15 protein-coding genes and 1 pseudogene are annotated in these 19,400 nt (G+C 73.0%); 7 read left to right on the plus strand and 9 right to left on the minus strand.

The window, feature by feature from the left end:
* Positions 1–3 precede the first annotated feature (3 nt).
* Complete coding sequence (locus tag IE294_RS17560) at positions 4–768, minus strand: MerR family transcriptional regulator (RefSeq protein WP_189887062.1); 765 nt, start codon at positions 766–768, stop codon at positions 4–6.
* Positions 769–989: 221 nt separating this feature from the next.
* On the opposite strand from IE294_RS17560, the gene IE294_RS17565 reads away from it, so the two are divergent.
* Positions 990–2,450: an amino acid permease gene (locus IE294_RS17565; RefSeq protein ID WP_189887065.1), complete on the plus strand. Its 1,461-nt coding sequence runs from the start codon at positions 990–992 to the stop codon at positions 2,448–2,450.
* Between the two features lie 137 nt (positions 2,451–2,587).
* Positions 2,588–3,505 (plus strand): adenosine kinase, encoded by a 918-nt coding sequence (locus IE294_RS17570; RefSeq protein ID WP_189887066.1) that lies wholly within the window; start codon positions 2,588–2,590, stop codon positions 3,503–3,505.
* Between the two features lie 31 nt (positions 3,506–3,536).
* Here IE294_RS17570 and IE294_RS17575 read toward each other — a convergent pair whose 3' ends face one another.
* Positions 3,537–5,024 carry a M1 family metallopeptidase gene (locus IE294_RS17575; protein WP_189887068.1) on the minus strand — a complete coding sequence of 496 codons (1,488 nt, stop codon included), beginning with the start codon at positions 5,022–5,024 and terminating at the stop codon, positions 3,537–3,539.
* A gap of 175 nt (positions 5,025–5,199) precedes the next feature.
* Here IE294_RS17575 and IE294_RS17580 point away from each other — a divergent pair, with 175 nt between their 5' ends.
* Positions 5,200–7,149, plus strand: a complete 1,950-nt coding sequence (locus tag IE294_RS17580) for a Xaa-Pro dipeptidyl-peptidase (RefSeq protein ID WP_189887070.1) — start codon at positions 5,200–5,202, stop codon at positions 7,147–7,149.
* A 169-nt stretch (positions 7,150–7,318) separates the two neighbouring features.
* On the opposite strand, the gene IE294_RS17585 is transcribed toward IE294_RS17580, so the two are convergent.
* Positions 7,319–8,233 carry an FAD-dependent oxidoreductase gene (locus IE294_RS17585; protein WP_189887112.1) on the minus strand — a complete coding sequence of 305 codons (915 nt, stop codon included), beginning with the start codon at positions 8,231–8,233 and terminating at the stop codon, positions 7,319–7,321.
* Positions 8,234–8,369: 136 nt separating this feature from the next.
* On the opposite strand from IE294_RS17585, the gene IE294_RS17590 reads away from it, so the two are divergent.
* Positions 8,370–10,010, plus strand: a complete 1,641-nt coding sequence (locus IE294_RS17590; RefSeq protein WP_189887072.1) for an ABC-F family ATP-binding cassette domain-containing protein — start codon at positions 8,370–8,372, stop codon at positions 10,008–10,010.
* Positions 10,011–10,132: 122 nt separating this feature from the next.
* Here the strand turns inward: IE294_RS17590 and IE294_RS17595 are convergent, their stop codons facing one another.
* The 3 genes from IE294_RS17595 to IE294_RS17600 form a co-directional block, all read right to left on the minus strand.
* The gene (locus IE294_RS17595; RefSeq protein ID WP_189887074.1) at positions 10,133–12,514 is read right to left on the minus strand and encodes a Tex family protein; all 2,382 of its coding nucleotides are present in this window, start codon (positions 12,512–12,514) and stop codon (positions 10,133–10,135) included.
* A gap of 102 nt (positions 12,515–12,616) precedes the next feature.
* On the minus strand, positions 12,617–12,748 hold the full coding sequence (locus IE294_RS49045) for an LPFR motif small protein (protein ID WP_268252792.1): 132 nt from the start codon (positions 12,746–12,748) through the stop codon (positions 12,617–12,619).
* 144 nt (positions 12,749–12,892) lie between these two features.
* A complete protein-coding gene (locus IE294_RS17600; RefSeq protein ID WP_189887077.1) occupies positions 12,893–13,648 on the minus strand; it encodes an enoyl-CoA hydratase/isomerase family protein in 756 nt (251 codons plus the stop codon).
* A 212-nt stretch (positions 13,649–13,860) separates the two neighbouring features.
* On the opposite strand from IE294_RS17600, the gene IE294_RS17605 reads away from it, so the two are divergent.
* Positions 13,861–14,355, plus strand: a complete 495-nt coding sequence (locus IE294_RS17605) for an ATP-binding protein (protein ID WP_189816017.1) — start codon at positions 13,861–13,863, stop codon at positions 14,353–14,355.
* 52 nt (positions 14,356–14,407) lie between these two features.
* Here the strand turns inward: IE294_RS17605 and idi are convergent, their stop codons facing one another.
* The 3 genes from idi to galE all read right to left on the minus strand — a co-directional run bounded on the left by idi (position 14,408) and on the right by galE (position 17,229).
* A complete protein-coding gene (idi, locus tag IE294_RS17610; protein ID WP_189887079.1) occupies positions 14,408–15,001 on the minus strand; it encodes an isopentenyl-diphosphate Delta-isomerase in 594 nt (197 codons plus the stop codon).
* A gap of 175 nt (positions 15,002–15,176) precedes the next feature.
* Positions 15,177–16,118 (minus strand): cation diffusion facilitator family transporter, encoded by a 942-nt coding sequence (locus IE294_RS17615; RefSeq protein ID WP_189887081.1) that lies wholly within the window; start codon positions 16,116–16,118, stop codon positions 15,177–15,179.
* A gap of 139 nt (positions 16,119–16,257) precedes the next feature.
* Complete coding sequence (galE, locus tag IE294_RS17620) at positions 16,258–17,229, minus strand: UDP-glucose 4-epimerase GalE (RefSeq protein WP_189887083.1); 972 nt, start codon at positions 17,227–17,229, stop codon at positions 16,258–16,260.
* Positions 17,230–17,493: 264 nt separating this feature from the next.
* On the opposite strand from galE, the gene IE294_RS17625 reads away from it, so the two are divergent.
* Together IE294_RS17625 and IE294_RS47630 are read left to right on the plus strand one after the other, a co-directional pair.
* Positions 17,494–19,326 (plus strand): DUF5941 domain-containing protein, encoded by a 1,833-nt coding sequence (locus IE294_RS17625; protein ID WP_189887086.1) that lies wholly within the window; start codon positions 17,494–17,496, stop codon positions 19,324–19,326.
* Positions 19,323–19,400: pseudogene (locus IE294_RS47630) on the plus strand (phosphocholine cytidylyltransferase family protein); the annotation flags it as partial. The gene IE294_RS17625 and the pseudogene IE294_RS47630, both read left to right, overlap by 4 nt.

Here is a 19,400-nt window from a genome sequence, read left to right on the forward strand (position 1 = left end):
GCCTCAGCCGGACGGCGTGCCCCGGGACCCCGCTCCCGGGGCCGCCGTGCCCCCGGACGGGGCCTCCCGGTCCGCCGCGCCGTCCAGCCACTGGCGCAGCTCCTCCTTCAGCGACCGCTGGAAGGTGGTGAGCAGCGCCTGCACCACGAGCGGGTGCATATGGGCCGACAGCGACTTCACGTCCCGTGTGTCGCGTTCGGCGACGGCCTGCCGCAGCAGGTCCGACAGCTCGTGGGCCGCCGCGCGCGCGTGGCCGGTCAGAACGGTCCGGGCGGCCAGGATGGTCTCCTGCGACAGCGGTACGTCGAGGAGCCGCACCGCGAGCCGCAGCAGACCGCAGTCCACGCGGTAGGACTCCCCGTCCCGCGTCACGACGTTCATCGCGGCCAGCCGGTCCACGTCCTCCCCGGCCAGCCGGCGCCCCGCCCGCCGCTCCAGCTCCGCGCGGGACACGGTCTCGACGGTGTCCGGCGCCCAGGAGGCGACCACCGCCCGGTGGATCGCCAGATCGTGCGGACCGAGGTCGGCCGGCAGCTGCCGCAGATGCCGTTCGATCGCCGCGAGGGTCATGCCCTGGTGCTGCATCTCCTCGATCAGCTCCAGCCGGGCCAGGTGCTCCCGGCCGTAGTGGCCCACCCGGCGCGGGCCGATGACCGGCGGCGGCAGCAGCCCCTTGGTGCCGTAGAAGCGGACCGTGCGCACCGTGACGCCCGCCCGCGCGGCCAGCTCGTCGATCGTCAGGGTGGGCTCGCCGGGGTCGGTCGTCATGTGCAGCAGTATCGCTGTCTCACCAATGGTGTGAAACCCGGGGCGACGCCGTGAGGACCCTGTGAGAAGAACCGCTCTGTGACCTGGACCATCGCATGCCGGACGGTCCTCCTGGGAAGCTGCTGCCTTGGTCTGTACCGCGGCACGAGGGTGGTGCGGGCCAAGACCTGCTCGAACCCCGGGCCCATGAGGTCCGGGCGTACCAGGAAGTGAAACCACCCGTGAGCAAGGAAGCCGTGGAATCGGCACAGGCCACTACCCACCCCCAGGTGGCCCGGACGCCCGCGGACGCGGGCGACGCCGGTTACAGCAAGGACCTCAAGGCCCGCCACATCAACATGATCGCCATCGGCGGCGCCATCGGCACCGGCCTCTTCCTGGGCGCCGGCGGACGCCTGCACAACGCGGGCCCGGCACTCGCCCTGGCCTACCTGGTCTGCGGTGTCTTCGCGTTCTTCGTCGTCCGGGCCCTGGGCGAGCTGGTCCTGTACCGGCCCTCCTCCGGCTCCTTCGTGTCGTACGCGCGCGAGTTCCTCGGCGAGAAGGGCGCCTATGTCGCCGGCTGGATGTACTTCCTGAACTGGTCGACCACCGGCATCGCCGACATCACCGCGATCGCGCTCTACACGCACTACTGGAGCATGTTCACGTCCATCCCGCAGTGGCTGCTGGCGCTGATCGCCCTCGCGGTCGTCCTCGCCGTGAACCTGATCTCGGTGAAGATCTTCGGCGAGATGGAGTTCTGGTTCGCGATCATCAAGGTCGCCACCCTCGTGGGCTTCATGCTGATCGGCGTCTTCCTGCTGGCGACCCACCACGACGTCGGCGGCAGCAAGCCGGGCCTCGGGGTCATCACCGACCACGGCGGTGTCTTCCCGCACGGCCTGATGCCGGTGGTCCTGGTCATGCAGGGCGTGATCTTCGCGTACGCCGCCCTGGAACTGGTCGGCGTGGCCGCCGGCGAGACCGCCGAGCCGGAGAAGGTGGTCCCGCGCGCGGTGAACTCGATCATGTGGCGTGTGGGTCTGTTCTACGTCGGCTCGGTCGTGCTCCTCGCCCTGCTGCTGCCCGGCTCGGTGTACTCCGCCGACCAGAGCCCGTTCGTGACCGTGCTGTCCAAGATCGGCGTCCCGGCGGCCGGTGACGTGATGAACCTGGTCGTGCTGACCGCCGCCATGTCCTCGCTCAACTCCGGCCTGTACTCCACCGGCCGCATCCTGCGCTCGATGGCCATGGCCGGCTCGGCGCCGAAGTTCACGGCCCGCATGAACCGCAGCCAGGTGCCCTACGGCGGCATCCTGCTGACCTGTGCGGTCTGCGTGCTCGGTGTCGGCCTGAACTACCTGGTCCCCAGCCAGGCCTTCGAGATCGTGTTGAACGTCGCCTCGCTCGGCATCATCAGCACCTGGGTGATCATCATGGTCTGCCACCTGGTCTTCGTCCGCCGCGCCCGCGCGGGCCTGGTGACCCGGCCGCACTTCCAGCTGAAGTTCAGCCCGGTCACGGAGATCGCCACCGTGGTGTTCCTGCTGGTCTGCCTCGGCATGATGTGGAACGACGCCGAGGTCGGCCGCAAGACCCTGCTGCTCCTCCCGGTGATCGCCGTCATGCTGGTCGCCGGCTGGTTCGGCGTCCGCCGCCGGGTGGCGGACAGCACCGGCCAGGAGCTGACCGAGCTGTAGAAACAGCGGTCCGGCGCCACTGTCGGTGGCATCGCGTACGGTGGCGTCGTACCGGAGATCACGCGGCTCCGGCAGGACGCCACCGTGCCGTCGGGGGGGGCGTCCCGGAGGGGGCGCGCGGAGGGGGAGGACGCGGGATGACCGGGCGAACGGACACGACCGACGTACTGGTGCTGGGCGGGGCCGGTGTGGACACGATCATCCCGGTCCCCGAGCTTCCCCTGCCGTACGCCGACAGCTACATGATCGACTCGGGGATCCGCACCCGCGCGGGCCAGACCGGCGACTTCGTCGCCCTCGGACTGGCCAGGCTCGGACTGCGCACCCACCACCTCGACCTGCTCGGCGACGACCCCGAGGGCGACCTCGTGCGCGCCCTGCACCGCGAGCACGGCATCGCCCTCACCGCTCTGCCCCAGCCGGCCGGCACCAAGCGCGCGGTCAATCTCGTCGGCCCGGACGGCCGCCGGCTGTCCCTGTACGACACCAGCCGCGCCCACCCCGACGACCGCTTCCCCGAGGGCCGCCTGCGCGCGCTGGCCGCCGCGAGCCGGCATGTGCACGTGACCATCACCCAGCCCTGCGCCCACGCCCTGCCGGTCCTGCGCGAGACGGGCCGGCCGTTCTCCACCGACCTGCACGACTGGGACGGCGAGAACCCGTACCACGAGCCGTTCGCGTTCGCGGCCGACGTCGTCTTCCTGTCGGCCGCGAACCTGACCGACCCCGAGCGGACCATGCGGCGCATCGCCGAGCGCGGGCGGGCCGGGACCGTCGTCGCCACCGCCGGAGCGGAGGGCGCCCTGCTGCTGGCCGACGGCGAGCTGACCCGGATACCGGCGGTGACCCCGCCCGCGCCGGTGGTGGACTCCAACGGCGCGGGCGACGCCTTCGCCGCCGCGTTCCTCTACGGCCGGCTGAGCGGCGAGCCACCCCGGCGATGCGCCCGGTACGGCGCGGTCGCGGGCGCCTACGCGTGCACTGTCCCGGCCACCCGCGCGGACGCGATAGGCCGGGACGAGCTGCTGCGAGAGGCGTCGGAACCGAGCCGCTGAGGCGCCGGGGTGCCGGGCCCGCGGGCCCCGCTCAGTGCCCGTGGACGGCGTTCGTCGCCTCGATCTTCTTCCAGGACTTCGGCCGCTCCACCGCCGTACCCGTCTTCGCCAGGCCCCGGACCGCCGGCGACGCCGGCTTCTCCGGCTGGAACAGCCAGGTGTCGAACAGCGCGGCCAGCGGCTTGCCGGACACCCGCTCGGCGTACTTCTGGAAGTCGGCGACCGAGGCGTTGCCGTAGGCGTACTCCTTCGGCCAGCCCTTCAGGATCGCGAAGAAGGCGTCGTCACCGATCTCGTTGCGCAGCGCCTGGATGGCGAGGGCACCCCGGTCGTAGACGGCGGCACCGAACTGCTCGTCCGGGCCCGGATCGCCGGGCTTCACCGTCCAGAAGGCGTCGTCGGCCGGGTGCGAGGCGTAGACGTAGTCGGCGAGTTCCTGCGTGGTGCCCTCGCCCTCGTGCTCGGACCACAGCCACTGCGCGTACCGGGCGAAGCCCTCGTTGATCCAGATGTCCTTCCAGCCCTTGACCGACACGTCGTCGCCGTACCACTGATGGGCCAGCTCGTGCACGACCACCGAGGTGTTGGAGCCGTTCGCGAACTGACGCGGGCTGTAGTAGACGCGGGTCTGCGTCTCCAGCGCGTAGCCGGTGGTGGTGTTCGGCACGTAGCCGCCCGCCGAACCGAACGGGTACGGCCCGAAGTAGTCGCTCAGCCAGTCCACGATCTCACCGGTGCGCTCCACGCTGGCCCGAGCGGCCCCGTCGTTGTCGCCGAGGTCCTTGCTGTAGGCGTTGACGACGGGCACGCCGCCGTCGGAGGTGCTGGTGGTGATGTCGAACCGGCCGAGCGCGAGCGTGGTCAGATAGGTCGCCTGCGGCTTGTTCTGCCGCCAGTTGTAGCGGGTCCAGCCCAGCTTCGAACTGGTCGACTGGAGCGTGCCGTTGGAGATGGCCTGGGTGCCGTCCGGCACGGCCACCGACACGTCGTAGGTGGCCTTGTCGCTCGGGTGGTCGTTGCTCGGGAACCACCACCAGGCGGCCTCGGGCTCGTCGGCGGCCACCGCGCCGTCCGGCGTGCGGTGCCAGGTGGAGAAGCCGTAGGCGCTCTTCGTCGACGGCACCCCGCTGTAGCGGACCACGACCGTGATCGCGGTGCCCTTGGCCAGCGGGGTCTTGGGGGTGACGACCAGTTCGTGCTGGCCGGACGTCGTGAAGGACGCCTTGGCGCCGTTGACCCGCACCTCGCTCACGTCCAGCAGGAAGTCCAGGTCGAAGCTGGACAGGTCCTGGGTGGTCTTCGCCAGGATCGTCGCCGTGCCCTGCAACTCGTCCGTCTTCGGCTGGTACTGGAGCCTCAGGTCGTAGTGCGCGACGTCGTAGCCGCCGTTGCCGTAGTACGGGTAGTAGGGGTCGCCGATGCCCGGTGCGCCGGGGGAGTAACTCGCGGCCGATGCCGGGATCGCCAGCAGGAGGGAGGCCGCCGCGAGCGCGCCCGGTGCGATGATTCTGCGGTGCACGTCAGCTCCAAGTCGTAGGGACGGTGCGTCTGTTCGGAGATCTGTTCGGATCCTATTCAGTCCCTGTGGTCACTGACCTGTCCATGGCCCCTTCTGTCACACGATCGCCATTCAGCCGTCACGCGCACCGGAAAGCCTTCTTCTGTACGGGCGTTGACGGGGGTACCGTCCGCGCATGCCGAAACGCACGCGCTCCACGATCCGGAGAACGCTCGTCACCGCTGCCGTCGCCGCCCTGACGGCCACCTTCCTCACCCCGGCCGCCGCCCGGGCCGCCGGGCCGCAGGAGAGCAGACCCGTCTACTCCTACGCCGACGCCGTGCGCGAGTCCGTGTGGGTGGACACCGGCCTCGACGAGGACGGCGACGGACGGACCGACCGCGTCGCCGCCGACATCGTCCGGCCCGCCGAACCCGCCCGGCAGGGCCGCAAGGTGCCGGTCGTCATGGACGCCAGCCCCTACTACTCCTGCTGCGGGCGCGGCAACGAGAGCCAGCGCAAGACGTACGACGCCCAGGGCCACGTCGTGCAGATGCCGCTGTTCTACGACAACTACTTCGTGCCCCGCGGTTACGCCTTCGTCGGCGTCGACCTCGCCGGCACCAACCGCTCCGACGGCTGCGTCGACGTCGGCGGCCGGTCCGACGTCCTGTCCGCGAAGGCCGTGGTCGACTGGCTGAACGGCCGCGCCCGGGCCTACACCAGCCGTACGGGCGACACGCCGGTGACGGCCGGCTGGACCAACGGCAGAACCGGCATGATCGGCAAGAGCTGGGACGGCACCATCGCCAACGGCGTCGCCGCCACCGGCGTCAAGGGCCTGAGGACGATCGTCCCGATCAGCGCGATCTCCTCCTGGTACGACTACTACTTCGCGCAGGGCGCCCCGCTCTACGAGGGCGGCCCCGACGAACTGGCCGGCTACGTCGAGAGCGCCGACGCGCAGGCCCACTGCGCGGCCGTGCGGCAGAAGCTCGCCGACGGCAGCCCGCGCAGCGGCGACTGGACCCCGCTGTGGACCGAGCGGGACTACGTCAAGGACGCGGCGAAGGTGCGCGCCAGCGTGTTCCTGGTGCACGGCACGCAGGACCTCAACGTCCGCACCAAGCACTTCGGCCAGTGGTGGGACGCCCTCGCCCGGCACGGTGTGGAGCGCAAGATCTGGCTCTCCCAGACCGGGCACGTCGACCCCTTCGACTACCGGCGCGGCGCCTGGGTCGACACCCTGCACCGCTGGTTCGACCACGAACTCCTCGGCTACGACAACGGCATCGACCGCGAGCCGATGGCCGACATCGAACGCCACCCCGACCAGTGGGTCACCTCCGCCGCCTGGCCCCCGCGCGGCACCCGCACCGCCGTCCTGCACCCGGCCGCCGGCGGCCAGGCCGGCGTCGGCATCCTCGGCCCGCGTCCGGGCACCGGCACCGAGAGCTTCACGGACGACCCGGCGCTGAGCGAGACCGACTGGGCCGCGCACCTCACCGCGGCCACACCCGAGAAGGCCGGCTTCCTCACGGCGCCGCTCACCCGGGACCTGCGCCTGTCCGGCTCCTCCACGGTCACGGTCACCGCGACTCCGACGACCGGCTCCGCCCATCTGTCCGCCGTGCTGGTCGACGTCGGCCCGGACACCGTCCGCGACTACGCCGACCGCGCCGAGGGCATCACCACCCTCACCGAGCGCAGCTGCTGGGGCGGGAGCACGGCCGGGGACAGCGCCTGCTTCAAGGAGACCGCGGCGAAGACGGCCGCCGTCGACTACACCGTGGTCAGCCGGGGCTGGGCCGACCTCGGCCACTACGCCTGGCCGGCCCGGGGCGTGCCGCTGACGCCGGGCAGGGCGTACACCATCGCCCTGGACCTCGCGGCCACCGACCACGTCGTCCCGGCGGGGCACCGGCTGGCCCTGATCATCGCCGGGACGGACAAGGACCTCATCGATCCTCCGTCCAGCCGGCCGACGCTCACCGTGGACCTGTCCCGCACGACGGCGACGGTGCCGTTGGTGGGCGGCGCGGGGGCGTTCGTCCGGGCCACGTCAGGCAGCGCCGGGGCGCCCGCGCCGAGGGTTCTGGACGGCGTCGGGGCACCGGGCACCGTCCGGCACGTTCCGGTGGGCTGACGTTTCCGCCACCGCGGCCCACCGCGGCACCGGTCCGGGGCGGCTGGCCCTCCGGTCCGGCTGCGGGTCGTCGTGGGCTGGTCGCGAACGCGCCCCTTGGGGGTTGCAGTGCCGCGCGTTCGCATGCTCGGGGCCGGGGGTCCCACCTCGGCCCCTGCCGACCGCCGGCTCAGGTCGTCGGAAAGGCCAACCCGGCCGCCTCCCTCGCGCAGCCCCACGCCACCGTGACGCCGGCGCCGCCGTGACCGTAGTTGTGCACCAGGACGCGGCCGTCCGGGAGGGGCCGCCGCTCCAGCCGTACCGCCTCCCGGGCCGGCCTTAGTCCCACCCGGTGCGCGAGGACCCGCGCGCCGGCGATCTCCGGCCGGACGGCCGCGCAGCGGGCGACGATCGCCTCGGCCGTGGCCGGGTCCGGCTCCAGGGACCAGTCGTCCTCCTCGGCCGTGCCGCCCAGGAGCAGCCGGCCCGGCTGCGGGATGAAGTAGACGGACGCGGCCGAGGCGTGGTCGACCGAGGTGAACCAGCTCGTGACGCCCGGGTTCTCCACCACGACCAGTTGCCCGCGCACCGGCCGCACCGCCGGGTCCGGCACCAGGGAGCGGGCCCCGAGCCCCGTGCAGTTGACCACCACGGGGGCGGGCACGGCGGTCAGGTCGGTCACCTCGCGGACCTCCACGGTGCCCCCCGCCTCCGCCAGGCGCTGCCGCAGCCAGGCCAGATGCACCGGCATGTCGATCACCGGCAGCCGTGCCGCCAGCCCCTCGGCCACCGCCCGCAGCCCCGGCACCCGGCCCGCCCACGAGCCCAGCTCGTCCAGCCGGGCCCCGTGGTGCACCCCGTCGACCAGACGCACCCCCGTCTCCTCCGGCCGGTCCGCCAGCTCCTCGTACACCGTCAGGGATTGAAGCGCCCACGCGCCCGCCAGCGGCTCCGGTTCGATGCGGTACGGCCACCACAGACCGCCGGCGACCGCCGAGGTCGTCCGCTCGGCCGGCTCCCGCGTCCACACCCGCACGCGCCGGCCCGACTCGGCCAGCAGCACGGCCGTCGTCAGCCCGGCGATCCCGCTCCCGACCACGATCACTTCGTCACTCGGCTCACTGTCCACGCCAGGACGATAGGTCCTGCGCGGCCGGCTCCGTCAGCCCGGGGCCCGCCCCGGTGACCGGCGGAGAACGTGGCGGGGACGTGCGCGTGCCGCCGTTAGGATCGGCGTCCTGATGACTGCCACCCTCGTTGCCAAGAACCTCGCCGCCGGACATGGCGACCGCTCCCTGTTCTCCGGGCTCGACCTGGTCGTCGCGCCCGGCGACGTGATCGGGCTGGTCGGTGCCAACGGCGCGGGAAAGTCGACCCTGCTGCGGATGCTCGCCGGACTCACCCCGCCCGAGGAGGGCGAACTGCGGCTGTCCCCGCCGGCCGCGACCGTCGGCCACCTGCCGCAGGAGCCGGAGCGCCGGCCGGGGGAGACCGTCCGGGAGTTCCTGGCCCGCCGCACCGGGGTCGCCGAGGCCCAGCGGGCCATGGACGAGGCCACCCAGGCGCTGGTCGACGGCGCGCCCGGCGCCGACGACGCCTACGCCGCCGCCCTGGAGCGCTGGCTCGGCCTGGGCGGCGCCGACCTGGAGGAGCGCGCGGAGGAGGTCGCCGACTCCCTCGGCCTCGCCGTGGACCTGGACCAGCCGATGACCGCCCTCTCCGGCGGCCAGGCGGCCCGCGCCGGCCTCGCGTCCCTGCTGCTGTCCCGCTACGACGTCTTCCTGCTGGACGAGCCCACCAACGACCTCGATCTCGACGGCCTGGAGCGTCTGGAACGGTTCGTCACCGGACTGCGCGCGGGCACGGTCGTCGTCAGCCACGACCGCGAGTTCCTCAGCCGCACGGTCACCAAGGTGCTCGAACTCGACCTCGCCCAGCGGCAGATCAACCTGTACGGCGGCGGTTACGACGCCTACCTGGAGGAGCGGGAGGTGGCCCGCCGGCACGCCCGCGAGGAGTACGAGGAGTACGCCGACAAGAAGGCGGCGTTGCAGGACCGCGCCCAGATGCAGCGCACCTGGATGGACAAGGGCGTGAAGAACGCCCGTCGCAAGGCCGGCAACGACAACGACAAGATCGGCCGCAAGTTCCGCAGCGAGGCCAGTGAGAAGCAGGCCGCCAAGGCCCGGCAGACCCAGCGCATGATCGAGCGCCTGGACGTGGTGGAGGAGCCGCGCAAGGAGTGGGAGCTGCGGATGGAGATCGCGTCCGCGCCGCGCTCGGGCGCGGTCGTGGCGACGCTGCGGGACGCCGAGGTCCGGCGCGGCGGCTTCACCTTCGGCCCGGTCTCGTTGCAGATCGACTGGGGGGACCGGATCGCGGTGACGGGGGCCAACGGATCCGGGAAGTCCACGCTGCTCGGCGCGCTGCTGGGCCGCGTCCCGCTCGACTCCGGGCACGCGGCCCTCGGCTCCGGGGTCCTGGTCGGCGAGGTCGACCAGGCCCGGGGGCTGTTCCACGGCCCCGAGACCCTGCTCGACGCGTTCTGCGCCGCCGTCCCCGACACCGAACCGGCGGAGGTCCGCACCCTCCTGGCCAAGTTCGGCCTGAAGGCCGGCCATGTGCTGCGCCCGGCCGCCACCCTCTCCCCGGGCGAACGCACCCGCGCCGCGCTCGCCCTGCTCCAGGGCCGGGGCGTCAACCTCCTCGTCCTGGACGAGCCGACGAACCACCTCGACCTGCCGGCCATCGAGCAGCTGGAGTCGGCCCTCGACGGCTACACGGGCACCCTCCTGCTGGTCACCCACGACCGGCGCATGCTGGACGCGGTCCGGGTGACCCGCCGCCTGGAGGCGGCCGACGGGAAGGTGACGGAGCGCTAGGTCCCGTCGCCGCGCGCGGACGGGAGTTCGACGACAGGGCTCAGGACCGGTGGGGCGCGACGCCGGCCGGGGTGTGCGGGGTGGGACCGGGCGGCTCGGCCCGCCCGGTCCCACCCCGTCCGTCAGCGCTTCTTCGGGTCCAGCAGGCCCGCGCGGCGCAGCGCGTCCGCCATCGCGCTGTTGGCCGGTGCCGGGGCCTGTCGGCCGCCGCGGTCACCGCCGCCGCGGCCCTGCCGCTGGCCGCCGCCCTGCCGCTGCTGCGGCGGACGGGCACCGCCGCGCTGCTGCCGGCCGCCGCCCTGGCCCTGCGGGGCGGCCTCGTCGTCCAGGCGCAGCGTCAGCGCGATCCGCTTGCGCGGGATGTCGACGTCCAGGACCTTCACCTTGACGATGTCGCCGGGCTTCACGACATCGCGCGGGTCCTTGACGAACGACTTCGACATCGCCGACACGTGCACCAGACCGTCCTGGTGGACACCGACGTCCACGAACGCGCCGAAGGCGGCCACGTTGGTGACCACGCCCTCCAGGACCATCCCGGCGGACAGGTCGGAGATCTTCTCCACGCCCTCCTTGAAGGTGGCCGTCCGGAACGCGGGACGCGGGTCGCGGCCCGGCTTCTCCAGCTCCTTGAGGATGTCGGTGACCGTCGGCAGACCGAAGGTGTCGTCCACGAAGTCGGCCGGCCGCAGCGAGCGCAGCACGCCCGTGTTGCCGATGAGGGACGCCACCTCCTGGCCCGTGGTCTTCACCATGCGGCGCACCACCGGGTACGCCTCGGGGTGCACGCTGGAGGCGTCCAGCGGGTCGTCGCCGCCGCGGATGCGCAGGAAGCCCGCGCACTGCTCGTACGCCTTGGGGCCGAGCCGCGCCACCTTCTTCAGCGCCGCACGGGAGGTGAAGGGACCGTTCTGGTCCCGGTGCGCGACGATGTTCTCCGCCAGGCCGGACGAGATGCCCGACACCCGTGCGAGGAGTGGCACGGACGCCGTGTTGACGTCCACGCCGACGCCGTTCACACAGTCCTCCACGACCGCGTCCAGCGACCGGGACAGCTTCACCTCGGACAGGTCGTGCTGGTACTGGCCGACGCCGATCGACTTCGGGTCGATCTTCACCAGCTCGGCCAGCGGGTCCTGCAAGCGCCGGGCGATGGAGACCGCGCCGCGCAGCGACACGTCCATGTCCGGCAGCTCCTGCGAGGCGTACGGCGACGCGGAGTACACCGACGCGCCCGCCTCGGACACCATCACCTTGGTGAGCTTGAGCTCCGGGTGCTTCGTGATGAGGTCACCGGCGAGCTTGTCGGTCTCGCGGGACGCCGTGCCGTTGCCGATCGCGATCAGCTCGACCGCGTGCTCCTTCGCGAGCCGCGCCAGCTTGGCGAGCGCCTCGTCCCACTTGTTGGCCGGGACGTGCGGGTAGACCACGTCCGTGGCGACGACCTTGCCGGTCGCGTCGACCACGGCGACCTTCACGCCCGTGCGGAAACCGGGGTCCAGGCCGAGCGTCGCACGGGTGCCGGCCGGGGCGGCCAGCAGCAGGTCCCGCAGGTTCGCCGCGAACACGTTGACCGCCTCGTCCTCGGCGGCCGTGCGCAGCCGGAGGCGCAGGTCGATCCCGAGGTGGACCAGGACGCGGGTGCGCCAGGCCCAGCGGACCGTGTCCCTCAGCCACTTGTCGGCCGGACGGCCCCGGTCGGCGATCCCGAACCTCGACGCGATGATCCCCTCGTACGAGGACGGGCCCTCGGTGGCCTCCTCCGGCTCCAGGACGAGGTCCAGGACTTCCTCCTTCTCCCCGCGCAGCATCGCCAGGATCCGGTGCGAGGGAAGCTCGGTGAACGGCTCGGCGAAGTCGAAGTAGTCGGCGAACTTGGCGCCCGCCTCCTCCTTGCCCTCCCGCACCTTCGCGGCCAGCCGCCCGTGCACCCACATGCGCTCGCGCAGCTCGCCGATCAGGTCGGCGTCCTCGGAGAACCGCTCGGTGAGGATCGCCCGCGCCCCCTCCAGCGCGGCCTGCGGATCGGCGACGCCCTTGTCGGCGTCCACGAACGCGGCGGCAGCCGCCAGCGGTTCGACGGCCGGGTCGCCCAGCAGTCCCTCCGCAAGCGGCTCCAGGCCCGCCTCGCGGGCGATCTGCGCCTTGGTGCGCCGCTTGGGCTTGTAGGGGAGGTAGATGTCCTCCAGACGCGCCTTCGTCTCGGCGCCGAGGATCCGCGCCCGAAGCTCCTCGGTGAGCTTGCCCTGCTCCCGCACCGACTCCAGGATCGCGGTCCGCCGCTCCTCCAGCTCCCGCAGATAGCGCAGCCGCTCCTCGATCGTGCGCAGCTGCGCGTCGTCGAGCATCTCGGTCGCTTCCTTGCGGTAGCGAGCGATGAAGGGCACGGTCGAACCGCCGTCGAGCAGTTCCACCGCGGCCTTCACCTGCCGCTCCCGTACGCCGAGCTCCTCGGCGATCCTGCCTTCGATGGACCCTGCTCCGAGGGACCCGGGTGTCGTCACGATCCCGTACCGCCTTCTCCACTGAGGTTGCGCGGCAATTGTGGCAGGTGACACGGACAACCGGGGATCAGGGCGGCTCCCGGCGGGGCGCCGGGCCCGGCGTCAGGCCCGGCTCCCCCGCGCGGAGGACGAAGCTCCGCCGAACAACCGGGCGAGCGCCCGGAACGGCAGCGTCACCACCGTGGCGACGGCGCCGCCGATCTGCCGCAGTACGTCTGCGAGGGCACGGAACACGGGACGGTCTCCTCTCGTCGCGGGCTGTCCTCACCCCGGGTACCTCCGAACGGCACGGGAAACCCGGGGCGGCACGCGGACATCCCGGACGCCACCAGGGAAGGCGCCCGCGCCTCGTCGAGAAGTGGCGTGCCGCGGGCAGCCTCACCCCGACGCGGACACGCTCCAGGTGAAGCGCGGCTGCCGGCGTTCCAGGAACGCGGCGACCCCCTCCGCCACATCGCCGCTGCCGCGCGCCTGGGCGGCCCAGTGGGCGTCACGGTCGGTGCGGCCGGTGGCGAACTCCTTGGCGGCGGCCTGGGTGAGCTGCGAACGGGACACCAGGATCCGGGTCAACTCCGCGACGCGCTTGTCCAGTTCCCCCTCGGGCAGCACCTCGTCCACCAGGCCGGTGCGCAGTGCCCGCCCGGCGTCGATCAACTCGGCCGTGAAGAGCAGGTACTTGGCCGTGGCCGGGCCGACCAGGGACACCAGCCGCCGGGTCGAGGAGGCCGGATAGACGACACCGAGCCGCGCCGGCGTCACCCCGAAGAGCGCTCCCTCCTCCGCCAGCCGCAGGTCACAGGCCGCCGCGAGCTGCGCCCCGCCGCCCACGCAGTGGCCGCGCACCGCGGCGACGGTCGGCTTGGGGAACGCGGCCAGGGCCTCCTCGGCGGCCACCGCGAGGGCCGGTGCCTCCTCCGGTGCGTCCCGGAGCGTGGAGATGTCGGCACCCGCGCAGAAGGTCCCGCCCTCACCGGTGAGCACCAGCGCGCGGACCCCGGGATCACGGGCCAGCGCGTCCAGCAGCGGGGGGAGGGCCCGCCACATCGCCGTCGTCATGGCGTTGCGCTTGGCGGGATGACGGATCACCACCGTGGTGACGGAGTCGGTGACCCGGTGGGACAGCTGGGGCTCCATGCGGGGATCGTAGCGCCGGCCTCTGACAACCCGACTAGTTCGCGAACCGGCGCCCGGGGAGCAGGAACAGTCCCGACCGGGACCAGGTCATGCGGAGTCGGTCAGAAACCGTTCGATACCTGCCGACTTGTGTTCAGGCATCCGGACCGGAGCGGATCGTTACCAACACTCGACGTGTGGTGACAATCGAGCGCGAGGGTGGCGACCGGACGATGGACAACCACGGGCGCGAGGACGGCCCGCGCCCAGCGGGGGGCGGCGACGGGCCGCCGGATCCACTGCCGTACGAAGGCGTCTGGCGGTTCACCGCGGCCGCGGTGGACGCCTCGGTCCCGCAGGCCCGGCACGCGGTGCGGGACCTGCTGCTGCGCCAGGGGGTGCCGGTCTCCGACGACCTGGTGCACGGGCTGCTGCTGATCGTCTCCGAGCTGGTCACCAACGCGGTCCGGCACGCGGCGCTGCTGTCGCCGGTGCTGGCCGTGGAGGTGGCCGTCGGAGCCGAGTGGGTGCGGGTGTCCGTGGAGGACAACCACCCCTACCGGCCGACGGCCCTGGAGGCCGACCACGGCCGGACCGGCGGCCGGGGGCTCCTCCTGGTCCGCGAGGTGGCGCGGGAGGCGGGCGGAGTGGTCGACGTGGAGCACACCGCGAGCGGCGGCAAGGTGATCTGGGCCGCGCTCCCGCTCAAGCCCCCCTCACTGCCGTAGCGCCCGCCGGCCGCCCCCTGCCGGCCACGGGACCGCCGCACCGCCGTGGCGGCTACCAGCCGGCGGACGGGCCCGTCAGTTCCCTGATCGCCGGGCGGGCGGCGTCCAGGACGGTCATGAACCAGGACGAGAACGGCTCCCGGGCGTGCCGCTCGGCCAGCTCGGCCGCCGTCACGAAGGCGACCTGGGCGACCTCCTCCGGGTCCGGCCCGAGCGACGCCTGCACCAGGCCGACGAACAGATGGTTGAACTCCTGCTCCACCAGGCCGGAGGCGGGGTCCGGGTGGTTGTAACGGACCGTGCCGGCCTCCGCGAGCAGCGACGGCGACACGCCCAGCTCCTCGTACGTGCGCCGGGCCGCCGCCGCGAACGGCGCCTCGCCCGGGTACGGGTGACCGCAGCAGGTGTTGGACCACACGCCGGGGGAGTGGTATTTGCCGAGCGCCCGCTGCTGGAGCAGCAGCCGGCCCTGCTCGTCGAAGAGGAACACCGAGAACGCCCGGTGCAGCTGCCCGGGCGGCTGATGGGCGGCGAGCTTCTCCGCCGTGCCGATCGTCACACCCTTCTCGTCGACCAGTTCCAGCAAAATCGCCTCTGCGGTGCCCTCCGACGAACTGTGCGTCGCGGTGGCAGGTGTGATCGGCATACCCATCCTTCGCCTCGGTCTTCGCACCCCAAGTCTGCCGTACGAATCCGGCACTCCCGGCACGTCCGCACGTCCGCGCGCGGCGCGGCACCGGGCGCCGGACCCGGTAGATCATCGTGCCCGGAGCGGGCCGCGGGGAACCGTCCGGGGGTGCGCCGAACGGCAGTGCGCACGGTCAGTGGCACAGCCGCGCCTCGTGCTCCGCGTGCCCGCCCGGCTCCAGCTGGAAGGTGCAGTGCTCCACGTCGAAGTGGTCGCCCAGGCAGCCCTGGAGTTCGTGCAGGATCTTCTCGTGCCCGATGGCGTTCAGCACCTCGGAGCTGACCACCACGTGCGCCGACAGCACCGGCATGCCCGAGGTGATCGTCCAGGCGTGCAGGTCGTGGACGTCCTCCACGCCGTCGAGGGCCAGGATGTGCGTCCGGACGTCCGCCATGTCGACGCCCTTGGGGGCCGCCTCCAGCAGCACGTCCAGCGTCTCGCGCATCAGCTTCAGCGTCCGCGGCACGATCATCAGCCCGATGACCAGCGAGGCGACCGGGTCCGCCGCCTGCCAGCCGGTGGCCAGGATCACCGCGGCCGAGATCAGCACCGCCACCGAGCCCAGCGCGTCCGCGGCCACCTCCAGGAAGGCGCCGCGCACGTTCAGGCTCTCCTTCTGCCCGCGCATCAGCAGCACCAGCGAGATGGAGTTCGCCACCAGGCCGATCAGACCGAACACGACCATCAGGCCGCCCCGGGTCTGCGCGGGCTCCATGAACCGCTGGACCGCCTCGTACAGGACGTACCCGCCCACACCGAGCAGCAGCAGACAGTTGGCCAGGGCCGCGAGGATCTCGGCGCGGGCGTAGCCGTAGGTGCGGTTGGTGCTCGCCGGGCGGTTCGCGAAGTGCACGGCGAGCAGGGCCATGCCGAGGCCCACCGCGTCGGTCGCCATGTGCGCCGCGTCCGCGATCAGCGCGAGCGAGTCCGCGATCAGGCCGCCGGCGATCTCGACGACCATCACCGTGAGCGTGATGCCCAGCGCGATCCTCAGCCGGCCCCGGTACGCGGCCGTGGCCGTACCCGTGGCCGGCGCGTGGGAGTGCGCGTGCCCGTGGTCGTGCCCTGCCCCCATGACTACCGCCTTCCCTGTGGCTGCCAGGTAAGCCAGTGAACTACGGGGCGAGGGTATGGGGCAACGCGGCACTGAACACCGTTGTCATGTGCCGTGACCTGCGGAAACGTTCCGCAGGTCAGGGGGCCGGGGGGCTCGCTCAGCTGCCGTGGTGCAGCCGCCAGCCCGCCCACGCCGACTCGATCATCTCCTGCACCCCGCGCCGGGCCCGCCAGCCCAGCGCCTCGGCGGCACGCTCGGCCGAGGCCACCGCGCGCGGCGCGTCGCCGGGGCGGCGGTCCTCCACCACGGGCGCCCGGCGGTCCCCGCTGACCTCCCCGATGACCGTGATCAGCTCGCGCACCGAGACCCCCTCGCCCCGGCCGATGTTCAGCGTCAGATCACCGGTGAGGTCCCCGGCGGCCAGCCGGCGGGCCGCCGCCAGGTGGGCCTCCGCCAGATCGGCGACGTGGATGTAGTCCCTGACACAGGTGCCGTCCGGCGTCGGGTAGTCGTCGCCGAAGATGCGCGGGGCCTCGTCCCGGGTGAGCCGGTCGAAGACCATCGGCACGATGTTGAACACCCCCGTGTCCGCCAGCTCCGGCGCCGCCGCGCCCGCCACGTTGAAATAGCGCAGGCACACGGTGGAGATTCCGTGCGCCCGCCCGGCCGCCCGCACCAGCCACTCACCGGCCAGCTTGGTCTCGCCGTACGGGTTCACCGGGGCGCACGGGGTGTCCTCGGTGATCAGGTCCACGTCCGGGTTGCCGTACACCGCCGCCGACGACGAGAACAGCAGGCGGTCGATGCCCGCCTCGGCCACCGCGTCCAGGAGCGTGGCCAGACCACCCACGTTCTCCCGGTAGTAGCGGGTGGGCTGGGCCACCGACTCAGCGACCTGCTTGCGCGCCGCGAGATGGACGACGCCCGTCACGCCGTACTCCGCGAAGACCCGCTTCAGCAGCGCCCCGTCCAGCGTCGAGCCCTGGACCAGCGGCACCTCGGCCGGGAGCCGCGCGGGCACGGCGGCCGACAGGTCGTCCAGCGCCACGACGCTCTCCCCGGCGCCCGCCATGGCCCGTGCCACATGCGCCCCGATGTATCCGGCTCCGCCGGTGATCAGCCACGTCATGGTCGTCCACCCTATGCCGAACGGCCCGGTGTCCCGGTTGCCCGGGTCTGCGCCACGGGTTTGTGGGCCGGCCCCCGCATCCCCGATGATGATCGCGGCAAAGGCCGGGGCAGCCGCCGTGGGCCGGACCGTGAACGGCCGGTGAACACCGGCTCCGGGCCATCCGATACCCTCTGCCGACATGCCGCCCGGGTGCCGCAGGCAGGGCGCCCCACCATGCAAGAGACCGGCGCCCGCGCGCCGGCACCCAGGGAGTGAGTTCGGTTGTCGACCGCCATCGTCACCGGTCAGCCGGTCCCCGGATCGTCACTGGAGAACGATCTGCGGTCCCTCGGCTTCGACGTGCGCGTGGCCGCCGACGCCGCCGAGACGGAGTCCCTGCTCGCGGCCGTGCCGGCCGGCCGGCGCGTGGCCCTCGTCGACGCCCGTTTCGTCGGCCACGTCCACGCGCTGCGCCTCGGCCTGACCGACCCGCGCTTCCCGGTCGCAGCCGTCCCCGGTGCCGTCACCGCCCAGCCGGACGCCCGGCCGGCGCTCACCCGGGCCGTGGCCCGCGAGACCTCCGCGCCCGGCGGTACGGCCACCGTCCGCGCGGCCGGGGGCGGCGCCCCCTCGCTCGCCGTGGACAGCCTCGCCGACCGCGTCGCCGACGCCCTCGACGCCGACGGCGGCGCCGTGCACCGGCCCGAGCTGGGCAGCCTGGTCGCCGCCGTGCCCGCCGACCCGCAGGCCCGCAACGAGGCCCGGCAGGCCGTCTCCGCCGTCGACGACGAGGCCGTCCGCCTGAAGTCGGCCGTGAAGTCCCGGGACGGCTTCTTCACCACGTTCTTCATCAGCCCCTACTCGCGCTACATCGCCCGCTGGTGCGCCCGCCGCGGCCTGACCCCGAACCAGGTCACCACGGCCTCGCTGCTCACCGCCCTGATAGCGGCCGGCTGCGCGGCGACCGGCACCCGAGGCGGCTTCGTCGCGGCCGGAGTGCTGCTGATCGCCTCCTTCGTCCTGGACTGCACCGACGGCCAGCTCGCCCGCTACGCCCTGAAGTACTCCACCCTCGGCGCCTGGCTCGACGCCACCTTCGACCGGGCCAAGGAGTACGCCTACTACGCCGGCCTCGCCCTCGGCGCCGCCCGCGGCGGCGACGACGTGTGGGCCCTCGCCCTCGGCGCGATGATCCTCCAGACCTGCCGGCACGTGGTCGACTTCTCCTTCACCGAGGCCAACCACGACGCCACCGCCAACACCAGCCCCACCGCCGCCCTCTCCGACAAGCTCGACAGCGTCGGCTGGACCGTCTGGCTGCGGCGGATGATCGTGCTGCCGATCGGCGAGCGCTGGGCGATGATCGCGGTCCTCACCGCGGTCACCACCCCCCGGATCACCTTCTACGTCCTGCTCGTCGGCTGCGCCTTCGCGGCGGCGTACACCACGGCGGGCCGGGTGCTGCGCTCGGTGACCCGCAAGGCGCGGCGCACCGACCGGGCGGCGCAGGCCCTCGCCGACCTCGCCGACCCGGGTCCGCTCGCCGGAGCCGTGCGGCGCGTGGCCCGCAAGGGACTGCCCGGGCTCGCCGTGCCCGCCGTCGCCCTGCTCGGCGGCGCCGTGGTCGTGGCCTGCTCGGCCCTCACGGACTTCGGCGGGCCGCTGCCGGTCGCCGGCGCCGTCGTGTACGTCCTGACCTCGGCCCTCGCCGTCGCCCGCCCCCTCAAGGGCGCCCTCGACTGGCTCGTCCCGCCCTTCTTCCGGGCCGCCGAGTACGGCACCGTCCTCGCGCTGGCCGGCAAAGCGGGCGTGAACGGGGCCCTTCCCGCGGCTTTCGGCCTGGTGGCGGCCGTCGCCTACCATCACTACGACACGGTGTACCGCATCCGCGGCAACGCCGGAGCGCCCCCGGCCTGGCTGGTGCGCGCCATCGGGGGGCACGAGGGGCGGACCCTGCTCGTCGCCGTTCTGGCCGCGGTACTCACCGGCGCGCAGTTCAAGGTCGCGCTCACCGTCCTCGCCGTGGCCGTCGCCCTGGTGGTGCTCGTCGAGAGCATCCGCTTCTGGGTGTCCGCCGGGGCACCCGCCGTACACGACGAAGGAGAAACCGCATGATCGGCCTCGTGCTGGCGGCCGGCGCCGGGCGCCGTCTGCGCCCCTACACCGACACCCTGCCCAAGGCCCTGGTG

Origin of the sequence: Streptomyces canarius, assembly GCF_014650735.1 — a bacterium.
GTDB classification, from domain to species: domain Bacteria; phylum Actinomycetota; class Actinomycetes; order Streptomycetales; family Streptomycetaceae; genus Streptomyces; species Streptomyces olivaceoviridis.